14 protein-coding genes are annotated in these 16,035 nt (G+C 44.7%); 6 read left to right on the top strand and 8 right to left on the bottom strand.

The window, feature by feature from the left end:
• Nucleotides 1-45: 45 nt before the first annotated feature.
• The 6 genes from KIK04_RS10840 to KIK04_RS10815 form a co-directional block, all read right to left on the bottom strand.
• Nucleotides 46-870, bottom strand: a complete 825-nt coding sequence (locus KIK04_RS10840; RefSeq protein ID WP_232278242.1) for a Cof-type HAD-IIB family hydrolase — start codon at nucleotides 868-870, stop codon at nucleotides 46-48.
• A 93-nt stretch (nucleotides 871-963) separates the two neighbouring features.
• A complete protein-coding gene (gene amyS, locus KIK04_RS10835) occupies nucleotides 964-2,499 on the bottom strand; it encodes an alpha-amylase (RefSeq protein ID WP_232278686.1) in 1,536 nt (511 codons plus the stop codon).
• Between the two features lie 330 nt (nucleotides 2,500-2,829).
• On the bottom strand, nucleotides 2,830-4,035 hold the full coding sequence (locus KIK04_RS10830) for a hypothetical protein (RefSeq protein ID WP_232278241.1): 1,206 nt from the start codon (nucleotides 4,033-4,035) through the stop codon (nucleotides 2,830-2,832).
• 13 nt (nucleotides 4,036-4,048) lie between these two features.
• Complete coding sequence (locus tag KIK04_RS10825; RefSeq protein WP_232278240.1) at nucleotides 4,049-4,882, bottom strand: hypothetical protein; 834 nt, start codon at nucleotides 4,880-4,882, stop codon at nucleotides 4,049-4,051.
• Entirely contained in the window at nucleotides 4,879-5,568 is a 690-nt protein-coding gene (locus KIK04_RS10820; protein WP_232278239.1) for an ABC transporter ATP-binding protein, read from the bottom strand. The genes KIK04_RS10825 and KIK04_RS10820 overlap by 4 nt, the downstream gene beginning before the upstream one ends.
• 53 nt (nucleotides 5,569-5,621) lie before the next feature.
• Complete coding sequence (locus KIK04_RS10815; protein WP_232278238.1) at nucleotides 5,622-5,999, bottom strand: GntR family transcriptional regulator; 378 nt, start codon at nucleotides 5,997-5,999, stop codon at nucleotides 5,622-5,624.
• Nucleotides 6,000-6,308: 309 nt separating this feature from the next.
• Between KIK04_RS10815 and KIK04_RS10810 the strand changes: the two genes are divergently transcribed.
• From KIK04_RS10810 to KIK04_RS10785, 6 genes are all read left to right on the top strand, one after another.
• Nucleotides 6,309-7,181, top strand: coding sequence for a phosphotransferase family protein (locus KIK04_RS10810; RefSeq protein ID WP_232278237.1), 873 nt, complete (start codon nucleotides 6,309-6,311; stop codon nucleotides 7,179-7,181).
• 61 nt (nucleotides 7,182-7,242) lie between these two features.
• On the top strand, nucleotides 7,243-7,911 hold the full coding sequence (locus KIK04_RS10805; RefSeq protein WP_232278236.1) for an HAD family hydrolase: 669 nt from the start codon (nucleotides 7,243-7,245) through the stop codon (nucleotides 7,909-7,911).
• Nucleotides 7,912-8,035: 124 nt separating this feature from the next.
• The gene (locus KIK04_RS10800; RefSeq protein ID WP_232278235.1) at nucleotides 8,036-8,479 is read left to right on the top strand and encodes a MarR family winged helix-turn-helix transcriptional regulator; all 444 of its coding nucleotides are present in this window, start codon (nucleotides 8,036-8,038) and stop codon (nucleotides 8,477-8,479) included.
• Between the two features lie 54 nt (nucleotides 8,480-8,533).
• Complete coding sequence (locus KIK04_RS10795; RefSeq protein WP_232278234.1) at nucleotides 8,534-9,475, top strand: ring-cleaving dioxygenase; 942 nt, start codon at nucleotides 8,534-8,536, stop codon at nucleotides 9,473-9,475.
• A 28-nt stretch (nucleotides 9,476-9,503) separates the two neighbouring features.
• Nucleotides 9,504-10,562: an LLM class flavin-dependent oxidoreductase gene (locus KIK04_RS10790; protein WP_232278233.1), complete on the top strand. Its 1,059-nt coding sequence runs from the start codon at nucleotides 9,504-9,506 to the stop codon at nucleotides 10,560-10,562.
• 12 nt (nucleotides 10,563-10,574) lie between these two features.
• The gene (locus KIK04_RS10785; protein WP_232278685.1) at nucleotides 10,575-11,147 is read left to right on the top strand and encodes an NADPH-dependent FMN reductase; all 573 of its coding nucleotides are present in this window, start codon (nucleotides 10,575-10,577) and stop codon (nucleotides 11,145-11,147) included.
• A 485-nt stretch (nucleotides 11,148-11,632) separates the two neighbouring features.
• On the opposite strand, the gene KIK04_RS10780 is transcribed toward KIK04_RS10785, so the two are convergent.
• Nucleotides 11,633-14,500: a pullulanase-associated domain-containing protein gene (locus tag KIK04_RS10780; RefSeq protein WP_232278232.1), complete on the bottom strand. Its 2,868-nt coding sequence runs from the start codon at nucleotides 14,498-14,500 to the stop codon at nucleotides 11,633-11,635.
• A 211-nt stretch (nucleotides 14,501-14,711) separates the two neighbouring features.
• On the bottom strand, nucleotides 14,712-15,908 hold the full coding sequence (locus KIK04_RS10775; RefSeq protein ID WP_232278231.1) for an epoxide hydrolase family protein: 1,197 nt from the start codon (nucleotides 15,906-15,908) through the stop codon (nucleotides 14,712-14,714).
• Between the last annotated feature and the right edge of the window lie 127 nt (nucleotides 15,909-16,035).

Genomic DNA, 16,035 nt, shown 5'->3' with positions numbered 1-16,035 from the left:
AAGCTAGACGTCCCTTGTTGAGTACTTAATTAAATCATTCTTTCGTTACGTAGTCGGAACCAAATCCTTTAGTACGAACTTTTCAACCGCCTTGGCCACGCCATCGTTCATGTTCGTATCCGTAACGTAGTCGGCCAGTTGCTTAATTTCGTCTGGTGCATTGCCCATGGCAACCCCAAGGCCTGCAAATTCAAGCATAGCCACATCATTATAGCCATCGCCCATCGCGATAACTTCCGAGCGCTCAATCCCGAGCTGCTGAATCAGCTGATTCAAGCTTGTCCCTTTGTTCACGCCATCTTCCGTAAACTCCAAGAAGAAAGGCTTGGAACGCATCACGTTCAGCTTCCCTGCCAGCTTCGCTTTTAACTTCTCCTCGACACGGACAAGCTTCTCCGGTTCAGCTACCATTAACACCTTAACGACTGGCACTTGAACCGCCTCTACGAAACTAGACGCCTCTACCACTTTCATTCCTGTAATTTCGGATTCAATCGCCGTATATTCATTCGGCGCTGCCGTCACAATATGATCGCCTACATACGTCAGGGCAGACACGCCTTCTTCCACGCTCATTTCATACAGATCATGCGCCATCTGCGGCGTCAGTGTACTGCTGAATGACTCCTCTTGCGTCTTCCAATTAATAATCTTTGCTCCGTTGAAAGACAGAATGTAGCTGCCATAACGTTCTAGATGCAGCTCATCCGCCAGCGCTATCATCGCATAAGTAGGCCGTCCTGATGCTAGTACCACCTTTACGCCCGCTTCTTGTGCAGCCATTAGCGCTTGCTTGTTGCCGGGAGAGATCGTCCCGTCATCGCGCAGCAATGTATCGTCTAAATCCAACACAATCATTTTATAGGTCATATCGCAACATCCCTTTTATGTGATTTAGTAGAGTCGTTAATTAAGTTTACTATATCATTTCTAAAGGGACGATGTGCTTGGTTATTTTAGCATTTACTGCTCCACATATACCGAGACGGAGCCGCCATTTACATGGAACTCGCCCCATCCATCTGCATTAATCGTGACCGTGTTCGTTTGATTACCGGTCAGATCATGCCACACTTCCCCTGCATGCTGCTTACCAACATTCATCCACTTGGAACCACCAGGTCCGTCTGTAATTAAGGTTGCCAAGCCTGACTTCGCACGGGTGCTAACACCTTCTCGTGTCCAACCAATAACGTCCTGATGATCCAAATAATCATGCTGCTTGCCGTATGCATAGTCCTTGCGGGCTTTCAGGATCGGATCGAGCTTATCTTTCATAGCTGGAATCTCATAGCTGCTGCTACCGTTGGTTCCGTAGTAGTCGCCATAGAACACCGATGGATATCCTTGCTCACGTGTCAAAATAAACGCATACGCCAAAGGCTTAAACCAAGGGCTCACAACCGATTCCAACGCCTGTCCAGGCTGAGAATCATGGTTTTCAACAAGTGTAACTGCGAGTGTGGGATGATTCGCCACCACAGTTCCATTCAATATATTTCTCATATCATAATTGCCATGTCCCGTCGAAGCATAATGGAAATTATAATGCAGCGGCGCATCAAACACCGATTGATTATAGTTTGTTTTCGCCAAATAATTGTTCAACGCATTTACATCGTTCTGCCAGTATTCCGCTACCGTAAACATCTCTTTTCCAGTTTGCTGCCTAACATGGTTCACCCAATCACGAAGATACTCGTGCTTAATATGTTTAACCGCATCTAAACGAAAACCATCTAGATTCAGCTCATTCGCATACCATGTGCCCCACTTTTTCATCTCATTAGCCACATCAGGATGCTCAAAATCAATATCCGCAAACATGAGGTAGTCATAGTTTCCTTTTTCGCTTGAGACTTCCCAGTCCCATGCCTTGCCGATACCTCTGAACTTATAAATACGGCTCAAATCTTTTCTATCATCCCAATCAGTACCGTTAAAATGGTACCACTTCCACTTGAAATCGGAATATGTATTTCCTCGCCCAATAAAATCAAAGCCTGTCCACGCATCGATCTCATAGTCACCAGAAGTTTCGCGGTTCCGATTGTTCGGGTCGACTTCAACAGCTGTCACAGCCTCGGTATAATCGGCTCCGCCTTTATGGTTCATGACAACGTCGCCGTACACATCGATATTTTGGCCATGTAAAGCCGTAATCGCTTCTTTCAGCTCTGCTTTTGTGCCATACTTAGTGCGCACTGTGCCTTTCTGATTGAATTCCCCTAAGTCATACAAATCATAGGCCCCATATCCGACATCTTGCTGTGACGTCCCTTTGAATGCCGGTGGAATCCACACCGCTGAAATCCCTTTAGTCGCCAAATTTGCAGCATCGTTTTGCAAGCGCTTCCAATGAGTTCCATCACTAGGAAGGTACCATTCAAAATACTGCATCATCGTCCCATTGTCTGTCGTAGCTGCTTCTGCCTTCTGTCCGTAAAAAGGAAGCATCATTCCAAGCGCTAAACAGGTTACAAGTACTCGTTTAACTATTTTCATCTTGACTCACACCCCTTATTCTAAGTTGTGAAAACGTTTGCACTGGAGCTACTAATCATTATAATTTTTGTGCCCGATTGCGTAAAGGGAGAAGATATTGATGTCGTAAAGGCCTACTCTATTTGCGCCATTGGGCTATTCTATTGGGCTATTGAGCTATTGGGCTATTGAGCTATTACGCTATTGCTTTATTAGCCCTTTTTGCTCAACACCTTATTCCGTACAACAAAAAAACCTCCAACTCCACAATAAGGTGGAATGGAGGTTCTTATCCTTTTCATCTCTCTCCCTGATCAGGTAGAGCTCTCTTTAATGTCTCTTTATTTATTGTAGTGTAAAATTGTTCAACCCCAAATTATTCGTTTCATTATTGTCCTTGCGGGAAACGGCTCCCTGATACACAATCTTTCCTGTTTCCAATTCGGCAACGATGACTTTAGGAGCTACATGTGACCTGACTAACAAGTACAAACGGTTATTAGCGATTCGCGATACATTCACATCGTGACGATTTGCTTGCAGCGCGATACTAACTTCATTTTTGACCTTGTTATCCGCTATATTGTAATAAAGGATTTTTGGCCCCTTTTCATTTGACCACAAGGCGAAATATAAATCGTCACCAGACTGTCGGATAAACAGATCTTCAGGATTTTTCTTTTTATTCAAAAAAGTATGGATCTGAGCATGATCGACTTTCTTTAATGTTTCGCTTCGTTTATCGTAAACAACTAGCTCCCGGTGGACAACATTATTGGTATCCGATTCTGGACTTTTTGTCTCTCCCTTTTTAAGGTGGGTCAATTCAAAGACAGCATAGTTTGTTTTCTTATAAGGGTCCGGTTTATACACTTCCTCAACACTTATCTGAATGTCCTTGTCTTCGGAAATGTTGGGTAGGAGCATTCGATCTTCCACAAGACGCTTCTGATCCAAATCTACGGTATATTGGCGGACTTGTTCTGAGTTGGTTGACTGACCACGTCCCCAAACATTAGCAAGCAGTTTCATAGTCTGTCCTTTAATTTGAACATCAGATATGTGAATTATTTCTTGCACGTTCTTTTTCGGTAATTTGATATCGAAGGAAGAGCTAACATTCTTACTCTTATCGAGTAAGGAAACCGTGAATACATCTGACTGCATTCCCAAATTGTCATCGTGATTCTCATCCACGTATCCTAGAATAGTATCGCTCTGGTAAAGGACACTTATGTCCGTTTTTCCTCGCATAAATTGTCGGTGCTCTTTAACCAATCTTCTCAACTCTTCATTGTGATTACGATGTGTATATAACGTTTCCCAGTAGGATATCAATTCATTTCGATATGTACTTCCTTGCGTGTTAATAGAGAGAATTTCCATTCCAAAGTCAGCTTTTACATCGAGTGAGGTAGCTTCCTTCTCATCACCAGCCATTGTTTTCAAATAAAACTCCGGTCTGTTCCCACCAGATTCCGTGATGTAATACATACCCGTGGATAGCGCGATAAAAGGTATAAGCACCGCAAGCTTCCAATAACGTTTCATTGGTTGCACCTCCTTAAATAGTTATCTTTTTTCGTAGCAAATAGGAACTCAACCACAGCGAGCCACAAATAATTAACGCCCCAACCATAACTCTCATAAGGAGAACTTCAATAGGATAAAAGTAGTCCGGATACCATACCCATGACACGAAAGTAGGAAGCGCAAATAAAAGACCGGCAGCAATTCCATAAACAACACCTGCCACAATTCCTTTAAGTCGGAAGCTTCTTTCCAACAGAATCGCTGTAAAGACAACAATTACACCCACGACACCTGCTCCATAATACAGTACAAATTGCATGAAATATGGAGGGATAAATATACTTAAGAGCTCGTGACCCCCAATGATTTCCACAACAGATAAGCTAGTCCTTAATTCGCTTGGAATCATAACATTGTACGTCGCAAGCTGAAGAGGAAGCAGCAGCAATTGAAAAGTAACTAAACCCAAGACAAACAGGAGGATAGCACTCAGCTTGGCCAAATATATATTCATTCTTGAAGTTGGCAGCATAAGAAGCCGGTAGGCAAACGTACTCTTACCGAGCCATTCCCGGTACCAGATCAGAAAGACATATAGCAGCAGGATGGCTACACACAACATGATCGGACCTGCAAACCACAAGGATTGGAATCCATGTTCCACATTTATCTTCCCGAATCGAGCCACATATTCGTTAACCGATAACGAATGTAGATACATGGCTCGATTGGCACTGCTCATCAAATGATTCGCAGACAAGAAAACCCCAACAAACTGCAACACTAGGGTCACAAGGCCTAACACCATATAAAATTTGCTAAACCGATTAATCTCCCAGTTCAAAAGTTTCAAATAGTGCTTCACGGTACATACACCTCTCTCATTACATCTACGACCGATTTCCCTTCCTTTAATCTCACATCCTCAGCACTAAACTCCTTCATGACCCTGCCCTGATCCAGCAGGACGACCTTATCAATCAAATGTTCGATATCGTGGATTTCATGCGTCGTAATAATGACCCCACGATCCTCAATTAAATGACTCGTGAACACATTCGTAATCTGCTCCCTGCTGAAAATATCGATCCCCGAAAAAGGCTCATCCATAAGCACATAATCGGTATCCAGAGACAAACCGATCAATAAATTAACTTTAGCCGCGTTTCCTTTGGATAAATCACCGATTCGATCCTCTTTTTTTAGCTTAAAAAAGGACATCAGTTCCTGCATGCGCTGACTGTTCCAATTGGAGTAGAAGTCCTGCATAAATTGCGTTGCTTCACCGATTTTCATATGAGAAGGCATTGTCAGCGTATCTGGGATAAAGACAACTTTTTCATAGAGCCGCTTATCCAGTGGCTGACCATCGATCCGAATTTGACCGCTGTTTACTGGAGTCAATCCCATAATGGCTTTCATGACCGTGGACTTACCCACCCCATTAATACCGACCAGACAAGTGATTTGCCCTTTTTCTGCCGTGAACGACACTTCGTCCAACACTTTTTTTCTCCCATACTTCTTGCTAATCCGATCCAGTTCTATCATCTAGCAACCTCCTTAGCGTTTGGCCGTTGTGAAACCTTATTCGTAAGCAAGTACTACTCTTTTACACGTTGCAATTCATATTTTTCTCTCACGAGGTGCAGCAACTCATCAATGGGCACTTCAATTTTTTTGACCGATTCCACAAATACATCAATGGCTCCACTAAGCAGTTCCGCTCTAATCGAGCTCAATACCTGCTCATCCATCGTAATCCGGCTGGGGGAATTACCTTCTGTCGTAATCAACTTTTGTTCCTCCATTTCCTTATAAGCTCTTTGTACGGTATTGGGATTAATCTGAAGCAGACCAGCCAGTTCCCTCCGGGATGGTATTTCCTTGCCTGCTGCTAGCTTGCCTGTTGCGATTTCTTCCTTGAAATATTGAACAACTTGCAAATAAACCGGATCGCGATTGTTAAACATGACGTTCATATAATCAACTCCTAACTTCCTTTCTTGCTAAACCTGATCTCGATACACGTCTGCAAGTGTGTGTATTAACTAGTTCATACACTAATGAGTGTACTATACATGTAATACACTACTTTTGTCAACGATTACCTTTCACAGGCAACTGCTGCGGGTAATAAGTAATCCAACCTGTTACGTGTACCTGTTTGTACCGTACGGTGTAAAGCGTTCATTTTTAAATGTCGCAAAATGGTACTTACTTTGATAAGATACATCTTGTAATTGGTATATTTTTTAATACAAAAACCATTGTAGACTGGAGGATTGTATATGGTCACGGCATACGTTGAACGCATTCAAGAGGTTTACCCTGATTTGCACATTTACGATGTTGAACCGAATAATATCGGCCAAAACAACGACGTACTTATCGTGAGTAAATCGCTCGTATTTCGATTTCCTAAACATGCACCAGGCGTAGAACAATTAAAAAGAGAGACCGATTTATTAAAATTGGTTGGGAGCATCGTAACATTGCCTGTTCCCGATCCTACGTATCAGTCTTTTGACAACATGGAAGTCGGCAAAGCCTTTATGGGCTATCGATTCATTGAGGGCGCTCCTTTTTGGAAACAAGATTTATTAGACATCAACAACCCAGATGCCGAACATGCCATTGCCCTTCAGCTCGTTACTTTCCTGATGCAAATCCACGCTATAGATACCCAAGCAGTAGCCCATTCTCAAGAGGAATGTGAAAATATTCATGACATGATGAGCAAATTGTTCAGCCATTTCCAAGAGAAGCTATTTCCCTTTATGCGTGTAGAGGCCCAACATGAAGTGTCGAATAATTTTACTACCTTTCTGAGCAATCCTCATAATCGGAATATCAAGCAGACCTTTATTCATGGCGACTTCGGTACAGGAAATATCATCTGGAGTCCGGAGGAATGTACAATTGCCGGAGTAATTGACTTTGGCGGCTCTGGTCTAGGTGACCCCGCCTATGATTTCGCGGGAATCCTCGCTGGGTACGGAGAAGACTTTTTCGAAAAATGTATTCGCTTGTATCCCAATGGGCGGGAAATCGCTGAGCGCGTTCATTTTTATCGAAGTACGTTTGCTTTGCAAGAAGCTTTGCATGGGGTAGAGCATGATGACGTAGAAGCTTTTGAAAATGGGATCAAAGAGTATCGATAAACACTCACCTTTCTCATGTAAATAATACTTCCCTATATCGACTAAGGAGCGTGTTCTGTATATGTCAATTCAAGTCGTGTTATTTGATTTTGATGGAACCCTTGCTGATACCTTACCCTTATCATTCCATGCCTTTAAGGCCGTATTTAAACAATACGATAACAGAGACGTGACCAACGATGAGCTTATTGCGATGTTTGGGCCAACTGAGGAAGGCATTATTAGTGATAACTTCCGAGATAAAGCTTCCGTTCCACAAGCCATTCACGATTACTACTCCTTATATGAACAAGGTCATTATGATTCAAGCCTCAGCGACCAAGCCATTATCGATTTACTTCAATTTTTAAAAGAGCAAAACGTGAAGATTGGCGTTATAACCGGTAAAAGTAGACGTGCTTTTCATGTTTCATCCGAGGCTTTGCATTTACTGCATTTTTTTGATATCGCGATTACTGGTGATGATGTTGAAAAAGCAAAGCCCGACCCTGAAGGTATATTTAAAGCATTGGATACGCTAGGGATACACCAATCGGAGGCCGTATTCGTAGGAGATAGCAATGCGGACATACTTGCCGGTATGGCCGCGGGGATACGTACTTACGGCGTTCAGTGGCTTTCTACATCCCAAAGCTTGGTCTATGACGTTCTGCCGGATCGAATTTTTATGCGTGTGGCTGATTTTCGTGAGCTGCTTGCTGAAGAGATCGTCTTCCATAGGAGCCGATAGAGTGATAATGGGGGCTGCTTGTCTAGCCCCCATTTCGCCTTGTCAGTTCACCCTTCATGTGATTTGACAATTTATCAGTTGAGTAGTAAAGTGATATTAAGATTAGCGAAGGGGAGAAAACGAAATGCGTAATAATACGATAGGATCATTAATCTGGTTACGCTTAATGCGTTTTACAACCCAGAGCAATCAGATGTCGAATGACTTTTTGAATCGATTTGGATTAACGACAGCACAATTTGACGTACTTATGCAAATTCGCACCTACCAGCCACTCACGCAAATGGAGTTAGCTGAGAAAGTGACGGTTACACAAGGCGGTATTTCGCGTATGCTCGTTCGCCTTGAAAAAGAGGGCTATATTGTACGTAAACTCGATTGGAAAACAAAGACGATTAGTCTTACCGCTAAAGGTGAGTCTATTTTAGAACAAGCGATGCCCGATCAATTGGCCTTTCAATCGTCATTTTTTGACGATGTATTAAGCGAAGAAGAACAGAAAACACTATACTCACTAATGACACGCGTTCATAAACATAGCCTTTCTAAGGAGATACCTCCTGAATAGATTTTTTTACACCATCACTTGACTAATCAAATGATAAATAGAGGAGGAACTGCCATGTACACCATTGCAGGACACCATCATGTGACGATGCTAACTAAAAGCGCACACACCAATAATGAATTTTATCAAAACGTATTAGGATTACGCAGAGTGAAAAAGACGGTCAACCAAGATGACCCTACGATGTATCACTTATTTTATGGCGATTTAACTGGCAGTGCTGGGACGGAGCTATCTTTTTTCGAACTTCCCATTGCAGGGAGAATGGTGCGTGGGACGAATGCGATTACGCAAATCGGACTGCTCGTGCCGTCGTATGACAGCCTTGTATTTTGGAAAGACCGCTTTGAGCAGCTACATGTCAAGCATGGTGACATTACAACGTATGCTGGCCGAGATGCTATCCACTTTGAGGACTCAGAAGGCTTGCGCTTGATTTTAATAAATAACAACGGTGAAGAAATCCCAGCTCATTGGTCAGCATGGGGTGACTCTACGGTCGTGCAGCAACATCGAATTCTAGGATTAGGTACAGTCGAAATGACCGTGCGCTACCTTGACCGTTTAGCCAATGTATTGAAGGACATGTTCGGTTATGCGGAAATAGCTCGCTCTGAACAGGAGGCCATTTATCAGGCCGTAGCTGGGCAGGCATTTGGCGAGATTGTGATTAAACAACAAGAAGGGCCAGCTGAGAAGTATGGCCGAGGAAGTGTGCATCATTTAGCAATCCGAGTGAACAACGAAGACGAGCTGCGTTATTGGGACGAGAATGTGAAGCAACGTGGCTTCCAATCAACAGGAATTGTAGATCGCTTCTATTTCAAAAGCCTGTACTTCCGTGAATCCAACGGAATTTTATTCGAAATTGCGACTGATGGCCCTGGATTCACTGCGGATTCAACCATTGAAGATCTCGGTAAAGCATTAGATTTGCCACCCTTTTTAGAGGCACGACGCGCTGAAATTGAAGCCAAATTAAAACCACTTGATTAACAACTTCATTAAGAGGGAGAGAACAACTATGAAACCATATCGAATCGATCCAGATAAAGGTCTTGAAATCGGTCTATATTCTATTGGAGACCATTTAGCGAATCCACATACAGGCACCAAGATTAGTGCCGAACAGCGGATTCATGAGCTCATTGAAGCAGGTAAGCTCGCTGATGAAGCAGGACTGGATGTATTTGCTGTCGGGGAAAGCCATCAGACGCATTTTACAACACAGGCGCATTCGGTCATTTTAGGGGCCATCGCACAAGCAACAAAAAAGATTAAAATTGCTAGCTCGGCAACGGTGTTAAGTACATCTGACCCTGTTCGGGTGTACGAAGATTTCGCTACCCTCGACCTAATCTCGAAAGGTCGCGCTGAAATTGTCGCTGGGCGTGGTTCACGTGTAGGGGCATACAGCTTACTAGGTTATGATGTACGCGATTATGAGGAATTGTTTGAGGAAAAAATGGAGCTTCTAATGAAGCTGAATAACGAGGAAAGTGTAACGTGGGAAGGGCAATTCCGTGCACCTTTGAAAAATGCATCCATTTTGCCGCAGCCTCAAAATGGCCAGATGCCCATTTGGCGGGCAGTAGGCGGGCCGCCTGCCAGTGCCATTAAGGCTGGAGTTGCAGGTGTACCGATGATGCTGACAACGCTTGGTGGTCCAGCAACTAGCTTTAAGTATTCCGTTGATGCGTACCGTGAGGCAGCAGAGCAAAATGGATTTGATCCCGCGACGTTGCCTATTGCAACGACAGGTTTGTTGTATACAGCTGCAACGACGCAGGATGCGCTGCGCGAGTACTACCCGCATATTAACGCGGGGATGCAGGCTTTGAAGGGCAGCGGTTATCCGAAGCAGCAGTTTGCTCAAGCTGTCGATTATCGTGATGCCCTAATGATCGGTAGCCCTCAACAAATTATTGAAAAAATGCTCTATCAATACGAGCTGTATGGGCAACAGCGCTTTATGGCGCAGGTCGATTTTGGTGGCGTGCCGTTCGATAAGATTGCGAAAAATATTGAACTGCTTGCAACGGAAATCATGCCTGCGGTTAAGAAGCATACAGCCAAAAAATAAGGAGTGATTATGATGAAAATTGTAGGTCTCGCTGGGTCTAATGTCGGAACTAAGACACGTACAGCAATGGATTATACACTCCAAGTAGCGCGTGAAAAATATCCAGATGCGGAGATCGAGATTACTCTGCTTGATCTCGCTGATTACGATATGGTCTTTAGTGATGGCCGTAATTATTCAGATTATGAGGGTGACACCAAGTTCGTTACCGAAACCATTATGGCGGCGGATGCCATCATTATTGGAACACCGACATTCCAAGCTTCTATTCCGGCGACTTTAAAAAATATTTTTGACTTATTACCCGTCAACGCCTTTCGAGATAAAGTCGTGAGCATGCTCGTTACGGCAGGTACAGCTAGACATTTTTTAATGGCGGAACAGCAATTAAAACCAATACTGGCGTATATGAAGGCGCATATTGTACCGACTTATGTATTTATAGAGGAAAAAGATTTTCAACGCAAAGAGATTGTAAATGACGACGTTATGTTCCGTATCGCACGACTAGTAGAGGATACTGTGCAGCTAGTCCATGCGTATGCACGGATTCGAGAAGAGAAAGATGTGGAGTATGATTTTTGATAATTTTCATTGATTTTAGGTGATTTCGCCAAAAGTTAAAATAGAGCGCTGCTTAATAGGCAGCGCTCTATTTTTCAGGCTATCGAAAAAGCAAAGTTAGTTCTTAACGGTTGCCATAGTAGCTATATCGCCAGATTTACCTCGTTTTGATTTCTAATGGTTATAGGTGAGCTTATTTCTCCAATTCCACTCAAAATCCAGCTGTTTTCATCGTAATAAGCGCCATCATAACCGTTACATGTGGAATGGATTCATTTTCGCTGAAATAACAACTGTGGCGACCGTTAGGAGAGGAAGCACAGTGAATCAGCTAACTACCAACCGATAAATGCGAAGCTGCTTGCCGTTATTTCAATGAAGAGAAACCCTCGTCTTAACAAACAGAGGTTGCTCGACAAGCTGCGAACTGGAGCGCTGCTTATTACGCAGCGCTCTAGTTTTTTTCTGGTTTTTTTGAATATAGCCCATTCCAAGCCAGAGGTTACTTACATCCGAATCACAACTGCGCTTAACGGATCAAGCGTAATCGATTTCTTCTTCAACTTGTAGCCGGACCGTTTAGCTACAGCCTTTACTCCTGCTTCGTCACTGTCGACAATGACTGTTCCAGACGTCAAATCGACTGGGAGCGTCAGCTTTCTGCTCTTACTGTCCGCGTTCACGAAGACGTAGTACTGACCAGTGCCATCCGTCGCAACATTTTTGTAGCCGATAACAAGATCGTTCTCTTTCATTTCCGGCGCTTTAATAAGCGTGACATTGGAATCTACCACGTTCTTATCGCCGAGTCTAAACGCGTTCGTATGTTTACGAAGCTCAATAAGCCCCTTTGTGTACTCGCTTGTCACATGGTTGACCGGATATTTCTTCGCATCTGTAGCCTTGGTCCAGTCGAACATATTAATTGCATCCGACGAGTCGTACGAATCGTGTACGAAATGACCAAACTCTTTGCCCGACTGATCCTTAAAAGTATGGTACTTATGCTCTGGAACACCTTCGCCTTTCCATTGCTTCGTACGTCCGTACTCCTGTCCTGCATGGAGGAATGCTGTTCCCTGCGTAGTCAGAACAAGCAAGTTGCCGATACGCATGCGCTTATGGATTTCCAGATTATTCGCTGGAATTGCAGGATCTTTCTTGATCGACTGTGCAATAACGTCATATACAGGAAGGTTGTCATGTGCCTCAATATAAGGCACCATGTCACCTGGGTCATCAGCTGGCGTATTGCTTGGTTGACCTTTAATATTGTTCAGGATCGTCTGAATGTTTCTTGCTCCACCTGTAATGAACCGTGGCTCGCCCTCAGAGCCGAAGCCCGACTTTAACTCATTGCGAATTTCGTCAGAGAATACGCCGACGCTGTTCGTCTTGTTCATCCAATCCTGATCAGCTCCCATGCCAGCGAGCGATGGATCAGCCATATGCCCCTTAAAGGTGCGCCAGCCCTCTCCGATGAATAGTGCGTTCGGATTCAAAGCTGCGGCTGCGTCGTACGCCTTCTGTACGGCAGGGTACGTAGCATCGCCCATCATGTCCCAGCGCATGCCGTCGATTTTGTACTCATCGAACCAATATTTGACCGAATCGACCATTAGCTTCTCAGCCATAGCATGATTCGTCGCTAGATTATTGCCGAAGTCTCCAAGGAAATCGCCATTCGCATTTTGGAAAGCATAATAGTTCGGCACAATATCGTTCAAAATATCTGTCTTCGCCGTATGCGTGTACACGACATCCAGCACGACACCCATATCCGCGTCATGAATCGCATCGATGAGTTCCTTCAATTCCTTCACGCGCAGTTCAGGGTCCTTCGCATTTTCGGAATAAGCACCGTCTGGCGCGAAATAACCGTGGGGATCATAGCCCCAGTTATATTCATTTCCCTTCGTCGAATAGTTCAACTCACGCTTATCCATTGCTGCTTCATCACCGTAGTACCAAGCCATGACTGGCAGCAGTTGAACGTGAGTAACGCCAAGCGACTTAATGTATGGTAGCTTATCAATAAAAGCTTTGTACGAGCCCCAACGTGCTCCAAGCTCGCCTTTCGGAATAGAAGGGTCGGAAGTGAAGTCGCGAACATGAGCTTCCCAAATAATCGCGTCCTCCCGCTTCTCGTAACCTTTAATGTTAGCGTAGCCGAAACCTTGCGGATTCGTCCCGCTTAAATCAACGATTGCCGCTTTTCCTACGGTGTCGCCGTCAGGTCCAGCCTCACCTTTCGTGTTCACACGGAACTCTGCCAACGACTTCGCGTAAGGATCAAGCACCTTTTTCGTTACACCGTCATTCGTAACCTCATATTGATAAAAATAACCGCGCAGATCGGTAACCTTTTTTCCAGACAAATCACTCGGACTCACTTTGGCGAACCAGACGCCATGGTCTCCTCGTGTTAGATCTACACTTCCGACGTGAATCGTAGCGTCTTGTTTGTCAAAAATATTTGCCGTAACCTTGCTCGCCTTCGGCGCCCACAGCTTCAGCCCCACGCTTCCATTATCGTAAGTTGCGCCCAAATCGTTGCCGTTATAAGCATACTTACTATCAATTAAGCGCCACCCTATATTCGCCGTAACCTTACGTCCTTCGTATTCAACGGACAATGGCGCCAGATCCAGATTAACAGGTTTAGTCAACATCAATTTCACCATCGGCTTACCTGCTTGAATGGTTACGGACTGAATCGGCAATAACTCGCCGTTTCGATCTTTGACCACAATAGATTGCGCTAATTTGTGCTCTTCAAGCCCCTCCGTTGCCGTAAATCCAAGCATGAGCTCGGCATCGGAGACTATTTCGGCAGATTGAATCGCCTTAGCGACTTCGCCTGCTGGTGAAGAATATACCTTGTCGTCTCCTTGCTTAATCCAAACCTCATTCATGGACGAAGTGAGCATGACGGACTTGTCGCCGCCTTCTTTCTCTCCTGTCGTACGGTTGACGACGAGAAACCCTACTTTTGAAGCATTTGCAGCTAGTGGAACATCCACATAGGCTCCGTATCCATCCCGTTTCTCGGGCGGAAGGGCTGTTGCACCTTTTGGCCAGTCGTTAGAGGGTGCAGCCACATGCTCCCATAGCCATAAACCATATGTATCATAGTTATTGTCCGCACGTGTGTAGTGAATTCTGAGATGTCCTGCCGGAATCTTATCTGTAACAGCCGATGACGGCCCCCCAATTGTGTCCGATCCAAGCGCCATCTGAGACGCTCTAACTAAAGTAACCTTTTCTGGGAACCCACCGCTAGCTTGCGCAGGCGGAATGCTAATGGTTGTCGAAGTCAACGTTGTAATTAGAAAGGCCGAAATAACTGTTCCGAACCGTTTCATGCTTATCATAAATAGTCCCCTTTCATGTATGCAAACGTTTGCATTTTGTTAAAAATAAATACAAGCGAGCCCAAGTGACCTTTTTCAATCAACCAACTTACGCTGGTGAAAATCAACTTGAAAGCGCTTGCTCAATGTCATTCTAATCTCCACATTTGAGTCCTGTCAATCTTTATTATAAGTTATGAGTGAACAATCACGAACCCCTGTGATTTCTAAATTAGCGAAGTTGACCAAAAAATTTTCGTATATCTGCTACTAAGAGATCAGGTGCTTCCATAGCTGCAAAGTGACCCCCGCGATTGAATTCTGACCAGTGTACGACATGATGCTCTCGTTCGACCAATCTTCGAATCGAACAGTCGTGCGGAAACACAGCTACACCGGTTGGAACTGTCGACTTATGAACCGGTTGGCCCCAAGCGTTAGCCCCCTCTTTATAAATGCGAGCCGATGATCCTGCTGTTCCGGTCAACCAATATAACGTTACATTGGTCAGGAGGAGATCGAGATCGACGGCATCTTCGGGGAGCTTGGCGGTAGGATCCGTCCATTCCTTGAACTTCTCGACAATCCAAGCAAGCTGGCCTACGGGGGAGTCAGTAAGGCCGTAGGAAAGTGTCTGCGGGCGCGTGGCTTGTATAATCGCATAGCCAGATGCTTCATAGCCTTGGTCACTTAATTGTTCTAAGCGCTCGTATTCGATGTCCGAGAGGTCGATCCATTCTGTTGGATCTCCGGATGGGAACGCTGTAAGTCCATTGGCATGAACCCCAATAACATGGTTGGGGGCTATCCGTCCAAGCTCTAGCGAGATAATCGACCCTGTGTCTCCCCCCTGAACACCGTAACGCTCATAGCCTAGACGACGCATGAGTTCAGCCCATGCTTGAGCTACGCGTCCCGTGTTCCATCCCACTTCGGTGGTCGGGCCCGAAAAGCCGAACCCCGGTATCGAAGGGGCAACGATATGGAAAGCATTTTCTGGCTTGCCGCCATGAGCACGAGGGTCAGTTAGTGGTCCAATAATATTGATGAACTCTACAATGGAGCCTGGCCAACCGTGCGTGATGATTAACGGCATTGCCTCAGGCTCTGGTGAGCGAACGTGCAGGAAGTGGATGTTCTGACCGTCAATGGTGGTAGTAAATTGCGGGAATTGGTTCAGTAAGTCTTCATGCTTACGCCAGTCATAGTTAGACTTCCAGTACTCCACAAGCTGCTTAAGATAATCTATTGGTACGCCATAGTCCCAGCCCACATCTGATAATGCATCGGGCCAACGGGTGCGGGATAAACGATAGTGCAGATCATCCAGATCTGCCTGTGGGATATCGATGCGAAAAGGGTTGATTTCGGCGTCCTGACTAGTATTGCTCTGGACGCTGTGTACAAATAATTGTTCGGAGTGAATCATTGGGGGAGCCTCCTCGGATATCGTTATATACATAGTATGCCGTGGCCTACGTCTGTAATGGAATTGCAGAATTGCAGAATTGTACAATCGCAGAATCGTGTTCGCCTTTAGTACATTCATATTAATT

The sequence above is a fragment of the Paenibacillus sp. 481 genome (assembly GCF_021223605.1).
Classification (GTDB): Bacteria; Bacillota; Bacilli; order Paenibacillales; family Paenibacillaceae; genus Paenibacillus_B.
Note: the sequence above shows the minus strand (reverse complement) of the source record. Positions and strands in the feature narration are given on the sequence as shown.